Genomic DNA, 23848 nt, shown 5'->3' with positions numbered 1-23848 from the left:
CGGCAAAAACCGGCCTGCCAGAAAGAACAAAGCCCGCAACCAGTGCGGGCTTTATTTTTTAGACAGCAACCCGGTCTAAATCGCTCAAACCACCCCGGCTCCGTGCGCCTGCAGATCGGCGTGGTAGCTCGAGCGAACCATCGCGCCCACGGCTGCGTGCGTGAAGCCCATCTTGTACGCTTCTTCTTCGTACATCTTGAACGTGTCCGGATGCACGTACGAGCGCACCGGCAGATGGTGTTCCGACGGCTGCAGATACTGGCCGATCGTCAGCATGTCCACGTCGTGCTCGCGCAAATCGCGCATCACCTGCAAGATTTCCTCTTCGGTTTCGCCGAGGCCGACCATCAAACCCGATTTGGTCGCGACGTCCGGATGCAGCGCCTTGAAGTCCTTCAGCAGCTTCAGCGAATGCGCATAGTCCGAACCCGGACGCGCTTCCTTGTACAAACGCGGTACCGTTTCGAGGTTGTGGTTCATCACATCGGGCGGTGCGGCGTTCAGAATGCCGATCGCGCGATCCAGGCGGCCGCGGAAGTCCGGCGTCAGAATTTCGATGCGTGTTTCCGGCGACAGCTCGCGCGTCTGGCGGATACATTCTACAAAGTGAGCCGCGCCACCGTCGCGCAAATCGTCACGGTCAACGCTCGTAATCACCACGTACTTCAGCTTCAGCGCGGCAATGGTGCGCGCCAGGTTGCCCGGCTCATCCACATCGAGCGGATCGGGGCGGCCATGGCCGACGTCGCAGAACGGGCAACGGCGCGTGCACTTGTCGCCCATGATCATGAATGTCGCAGTGCCCTTGCCGAAGCATTCGCCGATATTCGGGCAACTCGCCTCTTCGCACACCGTGTGCAGGTTGTGCTCGCGCAGAATCTGCTTGATTTCGTAGAAGCGCGAATTGCCGGTGGCCGCTTTGACGCGGATCCAATCCGGCTTTTTCAGCTTTTCGATCGGGACGATCTTGATCGGGATACGGGCGGTTTTGGCTTGCGCCTTCTGCTTTGCGGTGGCGTCGTAGGCAGCGGCGGCGGCCGGCACGGCGTCAGGAGCGGGAGAAGCTGCGAGGTTCGCGGTAACGTCAGTCATTCGTTCGGTCCAGTCAGGCGGTAAGTACACCGGCCTGCGGTTGGGCGACGGCCGCGGGACTGCCGTCGAGGTTTGCGGTGAGGCGTGCTGCAAAGGTACGGGCCACGTCGTCCCAGCCGGCGACAACGCCCAGCGTTGCCATATCGACTGTTTCGAGCCCCGCGTAGCCGCATGGATTAATGGCCAGAAACGGCCGCAAGTCCATATTCACATTGAGGCTCGCGCCGTGATAGCTGCAGCCGTTGCGGATTTTCAGACCCAGCGCGGCGATCTTGGCGCCGGCGTGCAGCCCGGCGTCCGGCCCGGGCGCCACGTAGATACCAGGGGCGCCCGCCTTGCGTTCTCCGGCGAGATTATACGCCGCGAGGGTGTCGATCACGGCCTGCTCGATCCGCGTGACCATCTCGCGCACCATCAGCTTGCGGCGGCGCAGGTCCAGCAGCAGGTAAGCCACCACCTGGCCGGGCCCGTGATACGTGATCTGCCCGCCCCGGTCGACCTTGACGAGCGGAATGCCGCTATCGGCGGCCAATAGATGCGCCGGATCGCCGGCCTGGCCGAGCGTAAAGACAGGAGGATGTTCGACCAGCCAGATTTCGTCGGGTGTATCGGCAGTGCGCGCGTCGGTGAACGCGCGCATCGCTTCGAAACTGGCTTCGTAAGGTTCGCTGCCAAGCCAGCGCAGCGTAAGCGGCGCCGTGGCAGACGAGGGAGACGGAAAAACCGGGGTGGCGCACATGATCCCGACAGTTTACCGAAATCTGGACATCCCCGCCGAAGGTGTCTGCATGAGCCAGCGCCGTGTCTCTGCTTCTCTGCACGCCCGAACGGCAATCAACTGCGGCGCCGGCTCGCCATGGCAGGCGCAGTGCCGCAGCGCCCTCACACCGTGCGCCAGCCCCCACGCATGCGGGCCGCCAGCCGTTCGCCGACCAGCGCGAACCAGTTCAGCGCACGTTCATCGCAACGCGTGGGTACGGAAAACGCGACCTTCGCATGCGTACTGCCTTCGGCGCTCAACCACAACCGTTCGCCGCGCCGCAGCCGCAAGGTATGGCCGGGCTGCAGCCAGTAGTCTTCCGTGTCGTCGCTACGCGTCACCCACACCGCACCGCCGTGCACAACCAGCTTGGTGCTGCGCGCTACCTTCATAGGAATGGTTTCGCCGTTGCGGATTTCAAAAGCGATACTAGAGGAAATTTCTCGCATGATGCCCTCGCCAAAGTTCGTTTCATGGCTACAATCGTATGCGTAGCAAGGGTTTACGCAAAACGATCTATTTTCACCTCTATGTGAGAAATATTGCGATGGATCTCCGGCATCTACCCCCGCTAAACGCCGTCAAGGCGTTCGAAGCCGCAGCCCGCCACGAGAGCTTCTCGCGCGCCGCAGACGAACTGTTCGTCACGCACGGCGCCGTCAGCCACCAGATTCGCGCGCTTGAGGCGGAGTTGGGCGTCACGCTGTTCGCCCGCGACGGCAAGCGCGTCCGGCTCACGGACACCGGCCGCCGCTATGCCACGCGCGTGCGCGCCGCGCTGACGGCGCTGGTCGAGGCCACCCGCGAAATCCGCGCCGGCGACCGCGAGCGGCGCCTGGTGGTTTCCATGCTGTCTTCGTTTGCGGCGCGCTGGGTAACGCCACGCATCGGCAGCTTTATCGAGGAGCATCCCCAATGGGACCTCGAACTGCTGTCCACCAACGCGTTGACCGACTTCGCGCGCGACGACGTCGACGTGGCGATCCGTTTCGGCTACGGCAAATATTCCGGGCTGCACGCGGAGTTGCTGCTGGAGGAAATCTTCTTTCCGGCCTGCGCGCCGAATTTCAACGGCGGCAAGCTGCCGCAAACGCCGGCCGATCTGGCCAAAGTCCCGCTGCTGCGCTCGGACGACGAACTCTGGCGCCCATGGTTCGACGCCGCCGGCCTCACCGACTGGCCAGAGCCGAAGCGCGGCGTGCTGTATCAGGATTCGTCGAATCTGCTGCAGGCGGCCATCGACGGCCAGGGGATCGCGCTCACGCGCCGTTCGCTGGCAATGCACGAAATCGCGGCAGGCCGCCTTGTGCGGCTATTCGATGTGGATGGGCCGAGCCCGTGGCAGTACTACTTCATCTGCCCGCCGCAGATGCTCGAGACCGCGCGCGTCAAGGCGTTCCGCGATTGGGTGTTCGAAGAGGTGGGACGGTTCAAGCAGCTTTTCGAGCGGGCTTGCTCGGCGGGGCCGGCAGCAAGCGCCGATCTGGCGGTGGACACCTTGCGTGTCACGCCGTAATCCATGGGCACGAAGCCCGGCGTTAAAGCACCACCTTCACCATCGGATGGCCGGTGAGCGCGCGATAGATATCGTCGAGCTGCGCCTGGCTCGTGGCGCGCACCGTGACCGTCAAACCGGTGTAATTGCCGCCGCTGGACGGCCGCGTTTCCACACGTGCAGGGTCGACTTCGCTATCGAATTGCCGCACCACCGTGACAATCGTGTCGGCGAACTCGGGATGCGACTTGCCCATGATCTTGATGGGAAAGTCGCACGGGAACTCAAGCAATGATTCTTTCGCGGGATTCACTCTCTACTCCTTGCTGCGCTTCTTGCGCTTCCTTGGCCTTGGCGCGCTGATAGGCGGCGTACAACGCCGCAAACACCGCGCCCGGCTTGCCATCGCCAACAGGCTGGCCATCGAGCTGCGTGACTGGCAGCACTTCCTTGGTGGCGGAGCTGACCAGAATCTCGTCAGCGGCACGCACCTCGGCTTCGGCGATCTCGCGCGCTTCGAAGCGGATGCCGCATTCGCTCGTCAGCTCTTCGATCAACCCGTAGCGAATCCCTTCGAGAATCTTGTGGCTGCGCGGCGGTGCGTGCAGCACACCGTCCTTCACCATCCAGATATTCGAAGACGAACCTTCGGTCAGCATGCCGTCGCGAAACTGGATCGTTTCGAACGCATCGTTTTCGGCCGCGTACTGCGCCATCAGCACGTTGCCGAGCAGCGACACCGATTTGATATCGCAATTGAGCCAGCGGCGGTCTTCAGCCGTGACGCAACGCACGCCCTGTGCGCGCTGTGCGGCGCCCGGCAAGCTCAGCGGCGTGACCATCACGAACACGGTCGGCTGGATACCGGCCGGAAATGCGTGACCGCGCTTCGCGACGCCCCGTGTGATCTGAACGTAGGCGATCGCGTCCTGATCGGAGCGCAGGCCCGCGTCCGCTTCATTAGCCGCGACCACGCGTTCGATCAGCCCACGCCAGCCGGCGTCGTCGAATGGATTGGCGATACCGATCTTGTCCAGCGAACGCGCGAGGCGCGCCAGATGATGCCTGAAGCGAAACGCCGTGCGGCCGCCCGCGTGGTGATACAAGGGCGCGACTTCGTAAATGCCGTCGCCGAAAATAAAGCCGCGGTCGAGAACCGGCACCCGCGCTTCGGACAAGGGCACCAGCTCGCCGTTCAGATAAACGATGGGGTCGAGCGGAACATCGGCAACAGCGGTCATCGCAATCAGGCTCTTATTTCTTCTTGTTGAACATCAGCATCAGCGAATCCCAGACGCGGCCGACCACGCCGGCTTGCGGCACAGCTTGCAACGCGACGATCGGGAATTGCGCCAACACCTTGCCGTCGGCCACCAGCTTCGCGGTGCCGACCTGCTGACCATTCGCGATCGGTGCGATCAGCGGATCGATCTGCTCGATCTGCGGCTTCACCTTGTCGCCCATGCCCTTCGGCACGGTGATGTACTGATCACCCTTCACGCCGATCTGCACAGTGTCCTGCGCACCCTTGTAGACGCGCGGCGTGCCCACGACCTGATTCGCCTTGTACAGACGCACCGTGTCATACGCGGTGTAGCCGTAGTTCAGCATCTTCAGGCTGTCCTGCACGCGGTCGTGTTCCTTGGTCTCGCCCATCATCACCGAGACGAGACGGCGCGAACCGTCGTTGGCGCCCGGCAGCGGGCGCTTGGCGCTCGCGATCAGGCAGTAACCCGCGGCTTGCGTGTGACCGGTCTTCAGGCCGTCCACCGTCGGGTCGATCCACAGCAGACGGTTGCGGTTCGGCTGCTTGATCTTGTTGTACGTGAATTCCTTGACCGAGAAGATGTTGTAGTAGTCGGGGAAGTCACGGATCAGACGCGCCGACAGCACCGCGAGGTCACCCGCCGTGGTGTAGTGCTGCGGGTCGGGCATACCGTTCACGTCGGCGAAATGCGTATGCGCCATGCCGAGTTTCTGCGCTTCGGTGTTCATCATGTTGACGAACTGCGCCTCGCTGCCGCCCACCAGTTCGGCCAGCGCGATCGCCGCGTCGTTACCCGACTGGACGATCATGCCGTACACCAGATCGTGCACGGTCACCGGCTTGTTCGCCTCGATGAACATGCGCGATTCGTCGGTTTTCACGCGACGCACCGCTTCGCTCGGCATCACCGTCTGGTCCATCGTGATCTTCTTCGTCTGCAGTGCTTCGAAGACGAGGTACGCGGTCATCAGCTTGGTCAGCGAAGCCGGTTCGACGCGTTCGTCGGCATTGCCCGATGCAAGCACCTGATTGCTGGTTGCATCGACGAGCACCCACGAGCGCGCGTTCACCGCGGGCGGCGGCACTTGCGCGAACGCCGTGCTGGCGACCAGCGTGGCCGGCAGCACGATGCCGAGGGTCACGGCACGGCTAAGCGAATGGGGAACGAAAGAGGAAACTGACGGGAATGACGTGCGGCCGGACATGGAGAAACGCATAGGGTCGATTCGTGCGGAAAAATACATCGCGCGCAGGGCGCATAGTTTGGAGGAGCCGGTCGGCGAGCGTCAGGCCGTAAAAAACGGCACGGCGCCCATTGGACTTCCGGCAGCGCGATCGGTTCGCGCAGCACGCCTCGCATCCGGCACCGCTGCGCGCGAGAAAGAAGCTACGCGTCGCGCGAACTGCCGGGTGGGCGATGCTGCGCCCAAAAAAGAGCGCCCATTATACGCGCGCTATCCTGGTATCTTTGAGCAAAGGGTGGCGTTTAATTTGCGTTTGCACGTACCTGTACCCCGGAAAACGCACGCGTGGCGTCAATTAGCGCCATGCGTCGACGATGATCCGCTTCAGGACGTGCAGCTTGCGATGCAGAAAATGTTCTGCCCCCGGAATCACGACAACCGGCAATTCCTGCGGCCGGGCCCAGTCGTAAACCGACTGAATGGGAACGGTCTCATCGGTCTCGCCATGAATCACAAGCGTGTTTTCCGGCACGGGTGCGACTTCCCAACGGCTCGCCGCAGTGCCGACGAAAACAATCCGCTCGATCGCCTGGCCTTCTTCACGCAGCCTGGCCGCCACGTGCGACAGCACGAAAGTGCCAAACGAAAAGCCCGCCAATACGAGGGGCAGATCAGCCTGCCCGGCTTGCGCGCGCATGTGATCGAGCACGGCGCGCAGATCGTCGCGCTCGCCGATGCCGGCATCGTGCTCGCCTTGCGTTTCGCCGACACCGCGGAAATTCGAGCGGTACGTCACGTAGTTCAACTGCACGAGTGTGCGCGCGAGCGTCTGCGCGACCTTGTTGTCCATCGTGCCGCCGAACAGCGGATGCGGATGCGCGACCAGCGCGATGCCGCGCGGCGCGGCGCCGTTCTCACGCATGTCGTCGGGCAGATCCAGCGCGACCTCGATCTGGCCGACCGGGCCGTCGATCAGATACTTCTGTGTATGTACATTCATGGCGACGCTTATTGATCGATTTTCAGACGCTCGACGATCTTGCCGTTTAGAAGGTGCGAATCGACGATTTCATCGATGTCGCTCTTGTCGACGTAGGTGTACCAGACGCCTTCCGGATACACGACGAGCGTCGGGCCGAGTTCGCAGCGATCCAGACAGCCGGCCTTGTTGATACGCACCTGGCCGGGGCCGGCGAGGCCCAGTGTCTTCACCCGCTTTTTCGCGTATTCCTGCATTTCCTGCGCGTTGCAATTCGCGCAACTCGGGCGCTCCGCGCCGGGTTCACGCTGGTTGAGGCAGAAGAAGACGTGGTGCTTGTAGAAGGAGTCCATGATGTCCGGGAGCGGGCCTGTAAGAGTGGGGAGTGGCGCTGCTAGCGCTGTGGCGCGCCTGTTGTGCGGACGATTATAGCGAGCGAGGCTGGCAGCCGCCGAACGGCGGACGATGTGCAGTCATTCGACCGGCCCCACGCGCCGCCTGCGCTTATACGGGCTTCGCGCGCCGCTTGAGCCACACCTGTTCGACGAGATAGGCGAGCCACACCAGCGCGGCATATGGCCAGATCCACGCGATCCAGTGCGCGAGACCGTTGAAATGCAGATAGCGGCCCTGGCGCCAGTCGGCCAGTACGGCATCGAAATACGGATTCACCGGCAGCAGATTGACGAACACCAGGGCCACCGTCAGCGCACAGGCCGCCAGCGCGGCACGCGACCTGCGTCGCAAGCGCAACGCCAGCAGTGCCGCGACGGTGCCGCCCACGAGCCCTGCCAGCGCGCCGGGCGTTGCCCAGTCGAACGCAAGGCCGGATTGCGATTGCAGAAATGTCGCGCCCGCCTTCACACACAAGGTCGTGACGATAAACACGATCAGCAGCCGCACCAGTGGCGCATGGCGGCGCACCGGCAGCGAAGCCAGCACGAGTGCGGCGAACAGATTGAGCGTCGTGATCACGGCTTCCCAGGCGTCGTCCGGCAACCAGGCGGCAACCAGCGCCGGCCACGTGCCGACATGCCACGCCGACGGCGTCCATGCGAGCAACGCATCTTGCGTCGTCGAATCGAAACGCAGCCAAAGCTCGCGCGGCCAGTTGCCCAGTCCGAACAGGCGAGGCGCCGGATACATCGTCGCGAACGGCCACGAGGCGACGAGACACGCGAGCGCCGCCGTGTCACGCTCGAACCAGAGCAGCCGCAAACGCCGCAGCAAACCGCGATCGAGCAACGCGCCCGTGGCCGGCGACACGATTGCCGCGCCCAGCAGCGCGCCGAGCGCGTTGGCAGCCAGATCGAGATTGGACGCAACCCGCGTCGGCAGATAGGTCTGCACCGCTTCCATCACGCCCGACAGCAATCCACCGAGCACGAAAGCCAACGCAACCGCCAGCGGGCCGCGCCAGTGCGGATACACCGCGAGCACCACCAGCGCGCCGAACGGCATATAGCCGAGCACGTTCGTAACCACGTCGAACGCCGTCAGGTATTGCGGCATGGGATCGGACAGATACGCAAACGGCGCGAGGCCGAGCGAACGCCAGCCGGAAAACGGATACCACGAACCGTAGACGATCAGCGCCGCATAAAGCCCCAAGGCCTGCCGGGCAAGCGCCGACGGGCGGCGCTGCCAGGATTTGACGCTCATGCAGCGCTCCGTTGCGTGCGCTGCATGCCGGTCATTGCGCGGCGACCAGCGCCTGCACGCCCAGCCATGCGCTGATCTGCGCGACGAGATCGTCGCTGGCCGTGGCAAGCGCCTGCGCGCCGCCGGCCGCGTCCGCCGAACTGGACGGCGCCCGTGCGATGAAGGTGCGCTGGCCGATCACCTTGCCGTTTTGCGTCAACGTGGCGCGCGCGGTGACCGCCGCGTGGCTTTCCGACTGGCTATCGAAGACCTGTTCGAACTCGCTCAGATCGACCTTCAGCACCGGGGCATGCACGCCGTCGGCGCCGGTCAGTACCGTGCCGCGCGAACTCAATGCGCCGCGCAGACGTTGGGTCAGCAATTGCGACGGCGCCATGGTCCAGTGGCTATTCGCATACGACGCCGTCTGCTGTGCGTCGGCGTAGCTGAGCCGGTAAATCAGCTTGTCGGATTCGAGATTGTCGGACGCGGTGACATCGAGCACCTTCACTGCCGGCAACGTGCCGGCCGAGGCCGCCGGATTCGGCGGCCCAAGGTCGTAGCGAATGTCCGAGATCGCCGCAGGGTTGCCGGCGCAGCCGGCAGCCAACACGCCGAACGCGAGCAATACCGCAAGCGCGGTGCTCGAGGACAACAATCGGTGAATCGAGCGTGACATAACCATGTTCCTTCTTCAAAACCTTCAAATCATTTCATTGAGCAGCGTGCGCGGCGGGCCATGTGAAGCCGGCTTCGCCTGGGCCCGGTGCCGATTTCGGTGCGCCGAACAGCACGCTGCGCGGATTGGTGCTGAACGTGTCAGCAGCGCGGTCAACCGAACGGGCCGCCGAGCGCACGTCTTCGGCGAGCGAATTGACGCGCGGCAGCGTGTCGTAACCCACGCGCGCCGACAGTTCCTGAATCGAACTGTCCATTGAGACCAGCGCGTCCCCAGCTTGCTGCGCCGCCGTCCCGACCTTGTTCAGATTGGTCTCGAACGGCCCGTCCGGACGGTTCAGACTGGTGATCAGCTCGTTGGTCGATGCCAGCGTGCGATCCAGCGTGTTCAGCGTGGCGGGCAGCTTGCCGGCCGCCGGGGCCATCTGCTGGGTCAGCGTGGCGACGCCGTCGGCGGCTTTCTGAATGCTCGCGGCCGTGCCCTGCAACTGGCTAACCATTTCCGGCGACAACAGATTGTCGACGTCGTCGGTGACTCTTTCGAGTTTGCGCAGCAAGATGTCGCCGCGTTGCTGTAACTGATCGAGCAAGCCTGGACGCATCGGCAATTGCGCCACATCTTTCACCGACGACGCGAGCGGCGTCGGATCGCGCCCATTGTCATCCAGCTGGATGAAGGCGATACCCGTCACGCCCTGGAACCCGAGGCTGCCGAACGTGGAGTGCGTGATCGGCGCGTGCGTGTCGACGAGGATGCGGATCAGAATCTGCCCCGGATGATCCCGGTCGAATTTGATCGACTGCACCTTGCCGACGTCGAGCCCGCGATAGCGCACCGCCGCGTCGGTATACAGCCCCGTAACGTTGGTGCGCGCGATCAGGTCGTACGGCACCCGCACCGAACGGTCGACGTTAAACAAGAAAGCCGCCACCGCGATCGCAGCCAGCAGGACCACCGTAAAAAGTCCCGCCCAGAAGGCATGTGATTTGTTTTCCATTGTCAGGTTCCCTGGTTCACAGCGGCAATTCGGACGATGCCGATTCGAGCGCCGCGCGCGGCAATTTCGCGCGGCGTTCCGGCGGCAGCGCCTGCAGCGCGCGGCGCCCGCGCAGGCCGAGGAAATACTCGCGGATAAAAGGATGATCGACGCCCGCCGCCTCTTCGACCGGCGCGGCGACCAGCACCTTGCGGTCCGCCAGCACGGCGACACGGGTGGAGAGCGCGATCATCGTGTCCAGATCGTGCGTGACCATTACCACCGTCAGACCGAGCGCACGATGCAGCGCCGAGATCAGTTCGACAAATTCGTCGGATGCCTGTGGATCGAGGCCGGCGGTCGGCTCGTCGAGAAACAGCAGTTCGGGTTCGAGCGCGATGGCGCGCGCGATACCCACGCGCTTGATCATCCCACCAGAGAGCGCCGACGGCATCTTCGACGCGTGCTTGCACGGCAGGCCGACCATCTCGAGCTTGAGCATCACGATGTCGCGCAGCAGATCCTCAGGCACCTTGCCGAGTTCGCGCAACGGCTGCGCGACGTTGTCGAACACCGACAGCGACGAAAACAGCGCGCCACGCTGAAACAGCATGCCGGAGCGGCTGCGCATGAGCAGCGCGGTTTCCGGCGAAATGGTGGAAATGTCTTCGCCGAACAGCTTGATGGTTCCCGACGACGGCCGCTCCAGCCCGAGAATCTGCCGCACCAGCGTGGTTTTGCCCGAACCCGAGCCGCCCACGATCGAGACGATCTCGCCACGCCGCACGTCGAAATTCAGATGCTGATGCACGATGTTGCGGCCGTAGCGCTTGGTGATGTCGATCACTTCGATCACCGGCTCCGCGATCTCCGGCATCGGTTGGCCGCGTACGGCCTGGGTCAGTGGCGCGATCATCCTAGCCCCACGTTCTGGAAGAGGATCGCGAACACCGCGTCCGCGAGAATCACGATGGTGATCGAGGTCACCACCGAGGTGGTCGTGCCTTCACCGAGGCTTTGCGAATTGGCCTTGATACGGAAGCCGAAGTGACAGCCGACGATCGCGATCAGCATGCCGAACGCGACGCCCTTGCCCAAACCGATCCACAGATTCGCGACCGGCACGACGCCCGGCAACGCGCGTGCGAAGTAGCTCATGTCGATGCCGAGCACGATCTTCGCGGCGAGCGCGCCGCCGGTCAACGCGATGATGTTAGTCCACATCACGAGCAGCGGCATCGCCACGCCGAGTGCGACCACGCGCGGCAGAATCAGCCGCAGGCCGTGAGGAATGCCCATCACGCGCATGGCGTCGAGTTCTTCGGTGACGCGCATCACGCCGATCTGCGCGGTAATCGCCGAGCCTGAGCGGCCCGCCACCAGAATCGCCGACAGCACCGGCCCCAGTTCGCGAATCACCGACAGCCCGAGAATATTGACGATGTACTGATTCGCGCCAAAAAGCCGCAGTTGCTGCGCCGACAGATAGCTCAGCACGATGCCGATCAGGAACGCGACCAGCGCGGTGATCGGCAACGCCCTGGTGCCGGCGTTATAGATGTTCGCGGAGATTTCGGTCCATGGCGTGATTTTCGGCTTGCGCAGGATCGCAAGAATATCGAGCACGACTTGCCCGAGCATGCCGAATCCGCCGTACAGATGCTCGAAGAACGAGAAGATCGAGAGGCCCAGGCGGGTGAAGGGATCGACCTTGACCACCGGTTCGACCTTTTCGCGCCCTGTGTCGAGCAGCGCGATGCGCTCGAAAATGTCGCGTTGCGTGTCGGTGAGCGTGGTGTCCGGCGGCATTCTGTGGCCCCACACGCGCCACAGTGCCTGCCCGCCGACGTGGTCCATCCGGACGATACGGGACAGGTCCCATTCGTGGATGCCTTGGGCGCCGCTCAGCGAATGCAACAAGGGGATCACGTGGCCGGTGGCCTTGTCGCGTGCGAGCGCGAGCGCCGTCCACTGGCCCGAAAGCCGGACGATCTTGCCTTGGCTGCCTGCCGCGACTTCAAGGCCGGGCGGAGTGTCGTAGTTCAAGGATCGCTGCAATCTGGTTATCGGATTAGGGGCCATTGTAACGAAGGCGCGGCTGATGAACCGGGCTCGTGGGCTCACGGCGTTCGCTGTCGCTACAATATGCCTCATGAACGCCTCCAAGACCCCACCCCAAGCCGCTGCGGCTGCCGACTGGCGCATCGACCGCGAGCGCGCGGTCGCGCTATTCGGCCCGCACGCGCATGACTGGCCGATCGAGATCGTCGAGGAAACCGGCTCGACCAACGCCGACTTGATGACGCGCGTCAAGGCATTGCCGCGCAAAGCCGGCGCGCTGCCCCGCCCGATCGTGCGGGTCGCGTATCTGCAAACCGCGGGGCGCGGCCGCCGTGGCCGCCCCTGGTATGCCGAACCGGGCAATGCGCTGCTGTTTTCAGTGGCGTGTGTGCTGCCGCGGCCGCTCGAAGGGCTGGCGGGTTTGAGCCTCGCGGTCGGTGTGGCGCTGGTCGACGGGCTGCGCTCGTTGCCCGTCGCGGGTCCAGGGCAGATCGCGCTGAAGTGGCCCAACGACGTCCTGCTCGAAGGCGACAAGCTGGCCGGCATCCTGATCGAGACCGCATGGAGCACGGACGAAGCGAGCGCCGTGGTGATCGGTATCGGCACCAACGTGAAGGGCGCGGACGAACTCGCGGCCAAGGTCGGCAAGCTGAATGCCGACGTGCCGGCGCAGGCGCGCGGCACCATGCCGACCGCGCTGCAACGCGCGCTGCCGAACGCGAACCTCACCGATACGCTGGCAGCGGAACTGAATGCGCTTGAACCGGCGCTGCAGCGCTTCGGCGCCGAAGGCTTCGCGCCGTTCCAGGCGCGCTGGAACGCCGTGCACGCCTACGCAGGCCGCGAAGTGGTGTTGCTGGAGCAAGGTCAGGAGCTGGCACGCGGCGTGGCGGCAGGGGTCGACGAGCGCGGGCAACTGCTGCTCAACACCGCCGCGGGCCGTTTGACTGTGGCGACCGGTGACGTCTCGCTGCGTCTGGCCGACGGTGCTGCATGACGAGCGGCGCGCCTTATCTGTTGATCGACGCAGGCAATAGCCGCATCAAGTGGGCGCTGGTCAAGCCGGACGGCACGCAAATCGCGGCCGGCGCGCTTGCGCACGGCGGCACTGACCAACCTGACTGGTCGAGTTTGCCGACGCCGGGCGGCGCATGGTTATCGAACGTGGCCGGCGAAAGTGTCGCGGCGCGAATTGCCGCACTCCTCGACACTCACTGGCCACAACTGCCGCGTACGACGATCCGTGCCTGCGCACAGCAATGCGGTGTGACCAACAGCTACACGGCGCCGGATACGCTCGGCAGCGATCGCTGGGCTGGCCTGATCGGCGCACACGCGGCGTTTCCCCGCGAGAATCTGCTGATTGCGACGTTCGGCACGGCTACCACGCTTGAAGCGTTGCGTGCGGACGGCTGCTTTGTCGGCGGTCTGATCGCGCCGGGCTGGACCTTGATGATGCGCTCGCTCGGCGAGCACACGGCGCAACTGCCGACGCTCGACGCCAACGCCGCACGCGGCTTGCTCGACGCGAATTCCACGTCAGGCGGGGAACGCCACGGCCCGTTTTTCGCGACCGATACGCCGCGCTCGTTGTCGGCCGGGTGCACATTGGCGCAAGCCGGTTTGATCGAACGCATGTGGCGCGATTTGCAGGACGAGTGGCAAGTGCCAGTACGGCTCGTGGTAAGCGGCGGCGCCGTGGACGAAGTGACAAGTGCGCTCAAAGTGCCGCATACTCGCCACGATTCGCTGGTGCTGTCGGGGCTCGCGCTGATTGCCGCCGAACGCACATTGGCAGACGGCGCCTGAGTCGCGGCCATACGGATAACAGCGGCTGAACTTATCGACCGGGAAAGACTAACGATGCTGCGCTGGCTGATCGCCATATTGTTTCTTGCCAACATGCTGGCATTCGTCGCGATGCGCGGCGTATTCGGCCCGACGCCCACAGCCGGCAGCCGCGAGCCGAACCACCTGAACCGTCAGCTGCACGCGGAATGGTTGAAGGTGCAACCCCTCACGGCAGCGGAAGCAGCCGACCAGGCAGTGGTAGGCGGCCCGGTGCCGGCGGCGCCGATAGCGGCATCGGCATTGCCGCAGTAGAGAGAAGCGGCAAGGGGCGCCAAGCCCCGGCACTACGTCTCGCTTCGGCGACGAAAAGAAGAAAGCACCGTCCGAACCCGGACAAACACCTCACCCTTGCGCGCGCACCTTCTTCAATAACGCGGTGGTCGAACGCTCATGCTCGAAGGGAATCGCCAGCGCCTTGCCGCCCCATCCCCGCACAATGGCCGATTCGGGCAGAGCATCCATGTCGTAGTCGCCGCCTTTGACCAGCACATCCGGTCGCAGCGCCGAAATCAACTCGACAGGCGTTTTCTCGCCAAAACAAACCACGTAATCGACGCTCTCCAGCGCCGCCAGCAAAGCCATCCGATCGGCCTCGTTATTGATCGGCCGGTCATCGCCTTTGCCGAGCATGCGCACGGACGCGTCGCTATTGACGCCGACAATCAGGCAAGCACCGAGCGCTTTGGCATCGGCAAGATAAGTCACATGCCCGCGGTGCAGGATGTCGAACACCCCGTTGGTAAAGACAACCGGGGCGGCCATCGAAGCGCGAAGCTTCACCAGCGCGTCGCGCGTAAGAATCTTGCGTTCAAAAGTAGCAGCCATGATGGAGTCGCGAAGAAAAAAGAAGTGCCGCCACGATACACGGCGAACGGCATGAAGCAAAACGGCCCGGCAAGCTGACGCCTGCCGGGCCGTTCATGAAACCTTAAGCCTTCTAAATCATCAAGCCGGCTGTTCCGCCGATTTCTGATCGGCCTGCAGGCGCGCGACCACTTCCTTGCGATAGCGGTTCAATTCCTGCGCCGTGTTGAACGTACGCTCGAACAGGATCGACAGGTTGTGCAGAATCCGCTCCACCACTTTCTTTTCCCAACCGTCGTCGAAACGGATCTGTTCGTCGAGCCAGCGCTCGAGCCATTCCGGATCCGGCAGACGCGATTGAATCGTGTCGCGCGGGAACAGCGCCTGATTCACGTGCAGGTTGGTGGGGTGCAGCGGCTTTTCCGTGCGGCGAGCCGATGCCATCAGGACGCCGATCTTGGCGAACGCAGCACGCGCGATGTCACCGGTTTGCACCATCGCTTTCTTCATGTAGCGCAGATACGCGCCGCCATGGCGCGCTTCGTCGCGCGAGATGGTTTCGTAAATGGCCTTGATGACCGGTTCGGTGTGCCATTCGGCTGCACGGCGATACCAGTGGTTCAGGCGGATTTCGCCACAGAAGTGCAGCATCAGCGTTTCGAGCGGCGGCGCCGGGTCGAATTCAAAGCGCACGGCGTGCAGCTCTTCTTCGGTCGGGCACATTTCCGGCTTGAAGCGGCGCAGATATTCCATCAGCACCAGCGAATGCTTCTGTTCTTCAAAGAACCACACGCTCATGAATGCGGAAAAATCGCTGTCGTGATGGTTGTCACGGAGGAACATTTCCGTGGCGGGCAACGCCGACCATTCGGTGATCGCGTTCATCTTGATCGTCGCTGCCTGCTCGTCGGTCAATAGCGATGCATCGAACTTGTCCCAGGGAATGTCTTTCTCCATGTCCCATCGAACGGATTCGAGCGATTTATAAAGTTCCGGATAAAGCATGGTGTTCATAGTCCCACCCCTGTTCTGCGCATACTGTCTGTGTCTGTCACTACTACATGTAGCACTTTTGCTGATGACGAACGAAACGCACTGTTTTGTGCGCCGTTTATCGGCCAAGCATTCAATTTTACGCGGTAATCGGCTGCCTAGATGCATCGGGCAGCAAAGAAGTCCAGCCGTTTGCGCGGCGCTGCTAACCAGAAGTTACGCGCTACGCGGCCAACCGTGGGTGAGGGATACCCTATGCCTGAGGTCGAGCCAGTTTGCGATGAATCCGCACCGTCCAGCCCTGCGCCGGGGATACCGGCGGCGATTGGAGCAAGGGCGGCTGGATTGGTTGTTTTTCAGTGCACGCCCAAAAGCCAAATGAAGCTTACACAATGATAGCACGCTGACTTTACGGATCCCGTGCACTAACAGTCGCAATTCTGGTGCCCGATTGACTTCTCTCAATAAACAATCCGATTCACGAAGTGTGGCGGACGATCGGGGTCAAAACCATGACATGTGGCGAATTTGCCTCGCCGCGCCGAGAGTCCGCCGGGCTTTGCGCCGCCATCGCGTGGGTTGCATCGCCCGGCTTCGCGCCTACCGTTAAACGGGTTTCTTCGTCGCGCGCGCAGCGGTGCCCGTACTGCCGGCACGCTTCGCCGTCGAAGTCGAGGTTGCCGACGCGGCCCGCTTCGCCGCCGGCCGTTTGGCGGCAGGCCCGGCGTCAGCGGCTTCATCCGGTGCGTCAGCCGCACCCTTTGCCGACGCCGCAGCGCCCGCCGCTCCGGGCGAGTCCGTCGCCGAATCGCCTGACGCGGAGGCGCCCGCAGCGGGTTGCGTCATCGCAAACTGGGCGATCTGGTTGAACTGCGATTGCAGCAGATTCCACCAGGCGGAGGCGTCGAACGGCGGCGTAGCGACCTCACCCTCCTCGGTTGCCGGCTCGGCGGCGGCCGACGAGTTCGCATTGCTTGAAGCCGGACTTGAAGCCGAAGCTGCCTCCGGATGCGGCCAGCCAGCCGGCGCGGGGCTCGGCGCCGCACCGGCGGAAGCCGGCTGCGCCATCGACGACTGCGCGAACGCACCGAATGCGCGCAGTGTCGCGAGCGTGGCGCGCTGCACTTCGAGCGCCTGAATGGCGGATTGCAGCATGTTCAGATTGAGCTTCAGCCATTGCTCGACCGCGCGCATATCCGTGATGCGCTTGTCGAGCTCTTCGACATTGGTCAGCGGCGCCATCATGTCGGACATCATCGACAGCGACGGCCCGAGGCTACTGCCCGCCTGCCCGCCGGAAAACGCCGAACTGAACGGCGAGAGACGCATCATGCCCCACATGCGTTCGAGCATTTCAGCGGGCGGAAACCCGGGGAAACCGGGAAAGGGCGGCGTGGTGCCAGGTGTATCGGTCATGCTTGTCGCCTCGCTGCATAAAGGGAAGGAAATAGCGCCATCCCGGACGCGTCTGATTCGATCATACCGCGCGCGGCGCGGCGCACCACGCTGAGTTTGGGCAGCGCTTCGGACAACCGTTTGCGCCCCTCGCGCGGCACCTCAAGCGCGGACCGGCGGAGGCTTTGCGCAAGCTGCGCCGGTCGCCGGTTTCAGGAACCTTCGTCGTCCTTGGCGCCGCTGTCCGGCGTGTGCCGCGGCCGTCCGCTCCACGGGTCCGCGCCGCCAAAATCCGGCGCGCGCCGCTCGCGCAGCGAGGTCACGCCTTCGCGCACGTCCGGCCCGGCGAAACCCATGAATTCCAGCGCCAGTGACGTATCGAACGCCGGGCCGGCCGAGCGCAGCCAGTTGTTCAACGCGTATTTGGTCCAACGAATCGCCGTTTGCGAGCCGTTGGCCAGTTTTTGCGCGACTTCGAATGCTTTGGGCCGCAGATCGTTTTCATCGACGGCAAGCGACACGAGACCGATCCGCTCAGCCTCCTCGCCGCTCACCGGCTCGCACAGCAGCAGGTAGTACTTGGCTTTCGCCATGCCGCACAGAAGCGGCCAGACGATGGCCGCGTGATCGCCGGCGGCAACGCCAAGGCGCGTATGGCCGTCGATAATGCGCGCCGTTTTCGACGCAATCGAGATATCGGCGAGCAGACCTGCCACGAGCCCCGCGCCGACCGCCGGACCGTGCATCGCCGAAACGATCGGCTTGCTGCAATTGATCACGTTGTAGACCAGATCGCGCGCCTCGCGCCACACGCGTGCGCGGACGTCGAAATCGGTCGCCATGTCTTCGACCAGTTGCAGGTCGCCACCCGCCGAAAAGCCTTTGCCCTCGCCGCGGATAATCGCGACACGCGTTTCGGGATCCCGATCGATATCGCGCCAGATTTCGGCGAGCTCGAAGTGCATCCGCGCGTTGGCGGTGGCCAGCCCGCTTTTGTTCGCGCCCTCGCCGCTCATCACGACTTCGAGCACGCCGTGCGGATGACGGTGCAATTGCAGCGACTGGTAGTGCGCGTAAAACGCGTCGTTACGGTGTGGTGCCTGAGACATGGTGAGCAATCCGTCTATCGATGTATCTGTTGAAACCGTCGCCTTAAGAGCCCCTTCGGTAGGTTCAGCTCATTCGGCCTGTTTCGCGCTATGTCAGCGCGAAACTCACACAAACTCCCCACGCAAACTCAATTCGGTTGATAAACCCACTTCCCATTCTTGATTTCGACCATCACGCGGGCCCGTTGATCGAGTCCGAGGTGATCGGTGGCGCTCATGTTGACCACGCCGTTGGTATCCGCAAGACCACGCGTCGCTTCCAGCGCGTTGCGCAGCGCACGGCGAAATTCAGGTGTGCCGGGCGCGGCCTGCTTGAGCGCGATCGGTATCGCGTTCCCGAGCAACATGCCGGCGTCCCACGTGTACGAACCGAACGCCGACACGCTGCCCGCTCCGCGCAACGCTTCAAAGCGCGCGATGTAGTCGAGCGCGAGACGTTTGGCCGGATGATCCGCCGGCAATTGCGCAGCGACCAGCACCGGGCTCGCGGGCAGGAACGTGCCGTTGCAATCGGCGCCGCACACGCGCAGGAAGTCGTTATTGCCGACCCCATGATTGTGATAGATCAGCCCTTTGTAGCCACGTTCCCTGAGCGTCTTCGGCGGCAGCGCGGCGGGCGTGCCGGCAGCACCGACCACCACCGCATCCGGGTGGGTCGCGAGAATCTTCAGGACCTGGCCGGTCACGCTCGGATCGGTGCGATTGAAGCGCTCGCTCGCCACCATATCGATGTGATGCAACTGCGCGAATTTGGCGACTTCGGTGTAGAACGTTTCGCCGAGCGCATCGGCCTGGCCGATGAACGCCATCGTTTTGACGCCGTGTGCGCTGGCGTGCGCGGCGATCGCCGAGGCCATCATTGCGTCGGTCTGCGGGGTCTTGAACACCCAGTGGCGTTTAGCGTCCACGGGTTCGATGATTTTCGCCGACGAGGCCAGTGAGATCATCGGCGTTTCACCGTCGGCAACCACATCGATCATGGAGAGCGAATTCGGCGTGATCGACGATCCGATGATCGCGTCGACGTGATTCTCGGAGATCAGTTTCTTGGTGTCCTGCACCGCCTGTGTGGTGTCGGACGCGTCGTCGAGCACGATGTATTCGACGTTCTGCCCGCCAATCTGTTTGGGCAGCAGCGCGACGGTATCGCGCGCGGGAATCCCGAGCGACGCGGCCGGCCCGGTCAGCGACAGCACGAGGCCGATCTTCACCTGCGCCAAGGCGATGGTGGGTAGCGCGGCACATAGCGCAGCGGCAAGGCGGCCGAGCCCGCGCCTGGATGGTGTTGCGCGTACGCTCGATGCGCGAGCGCGCCGGGTTTCTCGTTCCAGTGATTCAAATCGCGGCATGCTGTCTCCTCACGTCGGTTTTTCGTTTTGATGTACTGCCGATGTGCTGCTTGTCTTGTGCTTGCGCTGTGCCTGCGTTGCACCGGTGTGCTGCCGGCGCCCAGTTCACGTGCTGTTTCACGCTGGTTCCACATGCAACGGACAGCCGCTACCCCGTGGCGCGCCACCGCGCCAGTCAGTGTAGCGGCGCGTGGTGGCGCCGGCATCGGGCGAAACCCTTTCGTAGATGTCAAATAAAGCACGTGCCGACGCCGCCTCGATGCCACCTCTCGCGCAAAAACCCGCGTCTCAATCAGTCGCTTTAGTCCAGCGGCGCGATGCCCTGATCGATCGAACCGAAAATCGACTTGCCTGCTTCGTCGAACATCTCGATCTTCACGGTATCGCCGAACTTCATGAACTCCGTTTGCGGCGCGCCGTGCTCGATGGTTTCGAGGCAACGCTTCTCTGCGATGCAGCAATAGCCGCGCTTCGCGTCCTTGTTCGACACCGTGCCCGAGCCGACAATCGCACCGGCGCGCAGATTACGCGTTTTCGCGGCGTGCGAGATCAGTTGCCCGAAGTGGAACACCATGTCCGTGCCGGCGTCGGGCTGGCCGACCTTCTTGTTGTTCCAGTGGACGATCATCGGCCGGTGCAGGCGCCCTTCGCGCCAGCTCTCGCCGAGTTCGTCCGGCGTCACCGCCACCGGCGCGAACGACGTGGCCGGTTTGCTCTGGAAAAAGCCAAAGCCCTTCGCGAGTTCAGCGGGGATCAGATTGCGCAGCGAGACGTCGTTGACGAGCGTCACCAGACGCACACTCCTCAGCGCCTGATCGGGCGTAGCGCCCATCGGCACGTCGGTGGTGATCACGGCGACCTCCGCTTCGAAGTCGATGCCGAATTCTTCAGACGCGCACAGCACATCGTCTTTCGGCCCGATGAAGTCGTCGCTGCCGCCCTGGTACATCAGCGGATCGGTCCAGAATTCCGGCGGCATTTCCGCGCCACGCGCGCGGCGCACCAGTTCGACATGGTTCACGTACGACGAACCGTCGGCCCACTGGAACGCGCGCGGCAGCGGCGCCATGCATTCCCTGGCGTCGAACGGGAAGGTGTTGCGCGCACGGCCCTGGTTGAGCGCGTCGTACAGGTCCTGTAGTTGCGGCGCGTAGAAGGCCCAGTCGTCGAGCACGCGCTGCATGGTGGGCGCGATCGCGTCGGCGATGGCCGCGGTGTGCAGGTCGCGGGACACGACGATCAGTTGACCGTCGCGCGTGCCGTCCTTCAGCGTGGCAAGTTTCATAGGAAAGTGAACCGTTAGTGACGATAGAAGGAATCTATTCTACGATGGTGAATCGGCGCGGCCCAAGTACCCGCGCCCTTTCTCACTTCTCACTGCTTTTGAACGCGCTCCGTGCGCCTTGCTCATGCCGCCTACTGCCCGCTCCGGCGCGATCCGCACCGACGCCGACTCCGCTGAACCGCTCGAACCGCACGGCACGCCCGAATCCGACGACGAAAGCATCGAGGCTGGCGAGGAGAAGCTGCGCTCGGGCATCCAGTCGATCGAAGTCGGGTTCAGATTGCTCGAGGTGCTGACCCACGAACCGCGCGCGATGATGCTGCGCGATCTGGCCCAGCGGGCAGGCATGAGCCCGGCCAAAGCGCACCGTTATCTGGTGAGCTTCCTGCGTCTCGGTGTGGTGGCGCAGGATCCGCTGTCGGGCCGGTACGAACTGGGTGGCTTCGCATTGCAATTGGGGCTGGCACGGCTTGCTCGCGTCGACGGTGTGAAGCTTGCGCGCATTGCGCTTGCCGAACTGCGCGACCGCCTCGATCTGACTGTGGGCATCGCGGTATGGGGCAATCAGGGGCCCACGATGGTCCATTGGATGGAATCGAGTCATCCGGCCAAGGCGTCGCTCAAACTCGGCGATGTAATGCCGCTGCTCAGTTCGGCCACGGGTTTGCTGTTCGCCGCCTATCTGCCGTCGAGCAAAACCGCCGCGATGCTGGAGCGCGAACTGGCCGACTCGCGCCGCTCGTCGTACATGGGCGGCCCGCGTACGCCGGAAGCCGTCGAGCAGGTGCTGGCGGAGGTGCGGCAGCACGGAGCGGCGCGTGTTGAAGGCATGTTGCTGCCGACCATCCACGCGTTCTGCATGCCGGTGTTCGACTCGACCGGCGATCTCGCGCTCGGCCTGGTCGCGCTCGGTCATGAAGGCGCGTTCGATATTCGCTGGGGTGGCGAGATCGATACGGCACTACGCGACTGTGCGCAAAAGCTTTCGTATGAGCTCGGGTATAGTGCGTCGCCGCGCTGACGCGCTGAGTTCAGGAACATCGTTCGCCGGCGGCGGGTCGAATCCGTTCGCGGCCCGTTCCGTGCCCAGACCTGGCGGCTTTTGCCATTGCCGCCGCGCAGGGGTGCTGGATATGTCCCCGCCTACTCCGTTACCGTCTGCCCGTTCGAACTCACCCGGCCATGTCCTCACCTTCCGCCACACGCCGCACTGATCGCACGCCGCTCGCCGGGCCGCGCGCCGGTTTGCGAGTGTGGCGATGGCTTGCGGTTCTGCTGGTGGTGGCCGTCCTGCACTGGATTGCGGCGCAATGGGTCGAACGCAACCGCGCGACGCTGAATCCATCGGATAACGAGCATGTGCCCGTGCAGGTCGCCCTGCTGACACCCGAGCGGGTCGAGCGCAATCCCGCGGCCGAGGCGCCCAAAGCTGCGGCGCCAGCGCCGGCGCACAAGGCCGCCGCGAGCAAACCTCGCGAACACGTGCTGACGGCAATGCAACCGGCAAAGCAGGCACCCGCGGTCACGGCCGCGTCCGATACCGTGGCGAGCGCAGCCGCCGCGACGAGCCCTTCCAATGCCACAGCCAATGCGAGTGCGGCCGCCTCAGGCGCGGCCAGTGCTCCCGCCCCCGCCAGCGCGCCCAAAGCTGCAGCGGGTGTGAAATTCTCTGTTCCGCCATCCGGGGAACTGCAATACGACACGTTCTATAACGGCGTGCGCAACCAGCCCGGCACAATCCATTGGACCAGCAACGCGCAAAGCTATGAGATGGTCGTTTCCGTGCCACTGCCGTTCGTCGGCACGTTCACGTATTCGAGCCATGGCCGCATCGATGCATTCGGCCTCGCGCCGGATCAGTACATCGAAAAACGTGGCCGTCGTCCGGAAGACGTGGCGATCTTCAATCGCACCGACAAAATGATCGTCTTCACACGCACACCGGCTTCACTGCCGCTGCCGGACGGTGCGCAAGACCGCTTCAGCATGGTGATGCAGCTTGCCAGCCTCGTGCGTGGCGACCCTGCCGCTTACAAGCCGGGTGTGACGCGGCAATTTTTCGTCGTCGATAACGATAGCGGGGAGAACTGGCCCATCGAAACAATCGGCGACGAGACTATCCGCACCGCGCAGGGTTATCTCGAGACGCGTCACTTCAAACGATTGCCTCGCCACGATGGCGATCTGCGCCGTATCGACGTATGGCTCGCGCCATCGCTTGGCTGGCTGCCCGCGCGAATCATGCAGACCGAGCCGAACGGCACGCAAGTCGAACTCGTGTGGCGCGGCAAGCTCAATGCAGACGAAACCGACGCTCCGGGCAACGGTTCCAATGACACCAACGGTACGAACGGTGCTGGTGGCGCCAACGGTGGCGACATTATTTCGTCTGGCAGTCCGGCAAACCAGCCGTCCACGACCAACGCACCCGCGATGACGCCCAAAGCCGCCTCTGCCTCATCGGTCAATTCGACCGCTCCTGACACCCTGCCAGAAAAGCCCTGAACTCGGGTAGGGTCTCGAACAGATCGCAGAAATTTTCACGAATTAACACTTACGTTGTCAGAAGGCTACGCCGTGGCGTGTGAAGCCCTGCGAGATTTCCGTGTACGCGGTAAGCTGGTAACAGTATGTCGCCCGACGTTGACCGTGGTGGGCTGCCACGATACGGGCACGCCACCTGCTGCAACGCAGGCAATAGCAGACGCCTTCGAAGGCGCACAGTTCGAATGCTCGATGCGGCTCGTCTCACGCCGATCGAACAATCTCACCGTTTTGCTGCACTGCTTGAAACGTTTCTTGGAAAGCCGGTCTAACCGGTAGGTTCGGAACTTCACAAGCGTCAATCCGGACCCACCCCTTGAATTCCACACCACAAGCTCCACCTATGGCGCAGGAATGGCCAGGAGCCAACGGAAATAAGGAGTG

25 protein-coding genes and 1 pseudogene are annotated in these 23848 nt (G+C 63.5%); 7 read left to right on the top strand and 19 right to left on the bottom strand.

What is annotated here, in order from left to right:
- Window positions 1-84: 84 nt before the first annotated feature.
- From lipA to GH665_RS01360, 3 genes are all read right to left on the bottom strand, one after another.
- Window positions 85-1092, bottom strand: coding sequence for a lipoyl synthase (gene lipA / locus GH665_RS01370; RefSeq protein WP_028199006.1), 1008 nt, complete (start codon window positions 1090-1092; stop codon window positions 85-87).
- Window positions 1093-1105: 13 nt separating this feature from the next.
- Window positions 1106-1831, bottom strand: coding sequence for a lipoyl(octanoyl) transferase LipB (gene lipB, locus GH665_RS01365; RefSeq protein ID WP_153134373.1), 726 nt, complete (start codon window positions 1829-1831; stop codon window positions 1106-1108).
- Between the two features lie 143 nt (window positions 1832-1974).
- Window positions 1975-2301: a DUF2917 domain-containing protein gene (locus GH665_RS01360; RefSeq protein ID WP_153134372.1), complete on the bottom strand. Its 327-nt coding sequence runs from the start codon at window positions 2299-2301 to the stop codon at window positions 1975-1977.
- Between the two features lie 98 nt (window positions 2302-2399).
- On the opposite strand from GH665_RS01360, the gene GH665_RS01355 reads away from it, so the two are divergent.
- Window positions 2400-3368, top strand: a complete 969-nt coding sequence (locus GH665_RS01355; protein ID WP_153134371.1) for a transcriptional regulator GcvA — start codon at window positions 2400-2402, stop codon at window positions 3366-3368.
- A gap of 22 nt (window positions 3369-3390) precedes the next feature.
- On the opposite strand, the gene GH665_RS01350 is transcribed toward GH665_RS01355, so the two are convergent.
- The 10 genes from GH665_RS01350 to GH665_RS01305 all read right to left on the bottom strand — a co-directional run bounded on the left by GH665_RS01350 (window position 3391) and on the right by GH665_RS01305 (window position 12119).
- Window positions 3391-3660, bottom strand: coding sequence for a DUF493 family protein (locus GH665_RS01350; RefSeq protein WP_028199002.1), 270 nt, complete (start codon window positions 3658-3660; stop codon window positions 3391-3393).
- The gene (locus GH665_RS01345) at window positions 3632-4588 is read right to left on the bottom strand and encodes a D-amino acid aminotransferase (protein ID WP_153134370.1); all 957 of its coding nucleotides are present in this window, start codon (window positions 4586-4588) and stop codon (window positions 3632-3634) included. The genes GH665_RS01350 and GH665_RS01345 overlap by 29 nt, the downstream gene beginning before the upstream one ends.
- A 13-nt stretch (window positions 4589-4601) precedes the next feature.
- On the bottom strand, window positions 4602-5831 hold the full coding sequence (locus tag GH665_RS01340; protein ID WP_028199000.1) for a D-alanyl-D-alanine carboxypeptidase family protein: 1230 nt from the start codon (window positions 5829-5831) through the stop codon (window positions 4602-4604).
- Window positions 5832-6153: 322 nt separating this feature from the next.
- The gene (locus GH665_RS01335) at window positions 6154-6798 is read right to left on the bottom strand and encodes an alpha/beta hydrolase (RefSeq protein ID WP_153134369.1); all 645 of its coding nucleotides are present in this window, start codon (window positions 6796-6798) and stop codon (window positions 6154-6156) included.
- An 8-nt stretch (window positions 6799-6806) separates the two neighbouring features.
- On the bottom strand, window positions 6807-7130 hold the full coding sequence (locus GH665_RS01330) for a (2Fe-2S) ferredoxin domain-containing protein (RefSeq protein WP_153134368.1): 324 nt from the start codon (window positions 7128-7130) through the stop codon (window positions 6807-6809).
- 151 nt (window positions 7131-7281) lie between these two features.
- Window positions 7282-8439, bottom strand: a complete 1158-nt coding sequence (locus GH665_RS01325) for a VanZ family protein (RefSeq protein ID WP_153134367.1) — start codon at window positions 8437-8439, stop codon at window positions 7282-7284.
- Window positions 8440-8470: 31 nt separating this feature from the next.
- Window positions 8471-9097, bottom strand: a complete 627-nt coding sequence (locus GH665_RS01320) for an ABC-type transport auxiliary lipoprotein family protein (protein WP_153134366.1) — start codon at window positions 9095-9097, stop codon at window positions 8471-8473.
- A 34-nt stretch (window positions 9098-9131) separates the two neighbouring features.
- A complete protein-coding gene (locus GH665_RS01315; protein ID WP_153134365.1) occupies window positions 9132-10094 on the bottom strand; it encodes an MlaD family protein in 963 nt (320 codons plus the stop codon).
- 16 nt (window positions 10095-10110) lie between these two features.
- Window positions 10111-10989, bottom strand: a complete 879-nt coding sequence (locus GH665_RS01310; RefSeq protein ID WP_074285595.1) for an ABC transporter ATP-binding protein — start codon at window positions 10987-10989, stop codon at window positions 10111-10113.
- Window positions 10986-12119, bottom strand: a complete 1134-nt coding sequence (locus GH665_RS01305; RefSeq protein ID WP_153134364.1) for an MlaE family ABC transporter permease — start codon at window positions 12117-12119, stop codon at window positions 10986-10988. The genes GH665_RS01310 and GH665_RS01305 overlap by 4 nt, the downstream gene beginning before the upstream one ends.
- A gap of 106 nt (window positions 12120-12225) precedes the next feature.
- Here GH665_RS01305 and GH665_RS01300 point away from each other — a divergent pair, with 106 nt between their 5' ends.
- Genes GH665_RS01300 through GH665_RS01290 form a run of 3 tightly spaced genes read left to right on the top strand, consistent with a single transcriptional unit; the run spans window position 12226 to window position 14237 of the window.
- Window positions 12226-13131 carry a biotin--[acetyl-CoA-carboxylase] ligase gene (locus tag GH665_RS01300; RefSeq protein WP_153134363.1) on the top strand — a complete coding sequence of 302 codons (906 nt, stop codon included), beginning with the start codon at window positions 12226-12228 and terminating at the stop codon, window positions 13129-13131.
- The gene (locus GH665_RS01295) at window positions 13128-13943 is read left to right on the top strand and encodes a type III pantothenate kinase (protein WP_153134362.1); all 816 of its coding nucleotides are present in this window, start codon (window positions 13128-13130) and stop codon (window positions 13941-13943) included. The genes GH665_RS01300 and GH665_RS01295 overlap by 4 nt, the downstream gene beginning before the upstream one ends.
- A 54-nt stretch (window positions 13944-13997) precedes the next feature.
- On the top strand, window positions 13998-14237 hold the full coding sequence (locus GH665_RS01290; protein ID WP_153134361.1) for a hypothetical protein: 240 nt from the start codon (window positions 13998-14000) through the stop codon (window positions 14235-14237).
- Window positions 14238-14327: 90 nt separating this feature from the next.
- Here the strand turns inward: GH665_RS01290 and rfaE2 are convergent, their stop codons facing one another.
- The 6 genes from rfaE2 to GH665_RS01260 form a co-directional block, all read right to left on the bottom strand.
- Window positions 14328-14810 carry a D-glycero-beta-D-manno-heptose 1-phosphate adenylyltransferase gene (gene rfaE2 / locus GH665_RS01285; RefSeq protein WP_153134360.1) on the bottom strand — a complete coding sequence of 161 codons (483 nt, stop codon included), beginning with the start codon at window positions 14808-14810 and terminating at the stop codon, window positions 14328-14330.
- 120 nt (window positions 14811-14930) lie between these two features.
- Entirely contained in the window at window positions 14931-15803 is an 873-nt protein-coding gene (locus GH665_RS01280; RefSeq protein ID WP_028198988.1) for a ferritin family protein, read from the bottom strand.
- A gap of 585 nt (window positions 15804-16388) precedes the next feature.
- Complete coding sequence (locus GH665_RS01275; protein ID WP_153134359.1) at window positions 16389-17198, bottom strand: PhaM family polyhydroxyalkanoate granule multifunctional regulatory protein; 810 nt, start codon at window positions 17196-17198, stop codon at window positions 16389-16391.
- A 191-nt stretch (window positions 17199-17389) separates the two neighbouring features.
- Complete coding sequence (locus GH665_RS01270) at window positions 17390-18286, bottom strand: enoyl-CoA hydratase/isomerase family protein (RefSeq protein ID WP_153134358.1); 897 nt, start codon at window positions 18284-18286, stop codon at window positions 17390-17392.
- 128 nt (window positions 18287-18414) lie between these two features.
- The gene (locus GH665_RS01265; protein ID WP_153134357.1) at window positions 18415-19635 is read right to left on the bottom strand and encodes an ABC transporter substrate-binding protein; all 1221 of its coding nucleotides are present in this window, start codon (window positions 19633-19635) and stop codon (window positions 18415-18417) included.
- 301 nt (window positions 19636-19936) lie between these two features.
- Window positions 19937-20920, bottom strand: a complete 984-nt coding sequence (locus GH665_RS01260) for a fumarylacetoacetate hydrolase family protein (protein WP_153134356.1) — start codon at window positions 20918-20920, stop codon at window positions 19937-19939.
- A gap of 124 nt (window positions 20921-21044) precedes the next feature.
- Between GH665_RS01260 and GH665_RS01255 the strand changes: the two genes are divergently transcribed.
- From GH665_RS01255 to GH665_RS39610, 3 genes and pseudogenes are all read left to right on the top strand, one after another.
- Entirely contained in the window at window positions 21045-21941 is an 897-nt protein-coding gene (locus GH665_RS01255) for an IclR family transcriptional regulator (protein ID WP_153134355.1), read from the top strand.
- Between the two features lie 161 nt (window positions 21942-22102).
- The gene (locus GH665_RS01250; protein ID WP_153134354.1) at window positions 22103-23425 is read left to right on the top strand and encodes a DUF3108 domain-containing protein; all 1323 of its coding nucleotides are present in this window, start codon (window positions 22103-22105) and stop codon (window positions 23423-23425) included.
- A gap of 42 nt (window positions 23426-23467) precedes the next feature.
- Window positions 23468-23736: pseudogene (locus GH665_RS39610) on the top strand (3-oxoadipate enol-lactonase); the annotation flags it as partial.
- Window positions 23737-23848 lie beyond the last annotated feature (112 nt).

Origin of the sequence: Paraburkholderia agricolaris (assembly GCF_009455635.1) — a bacterium.
Taxonomy (GTDB): domain Bacteria; phylum Pseudomonadota; class Gammaproteobacteria; order Burkholderiales; family Burkholderiaceae; genus Paraburkholderia; species Paraburkholderia agricolaris.
The sequence above is the reverse complement of the archived record's forward strand: the minus strand, read 5'-3'. Positions and strand labels throughout refer to the sequence as shown.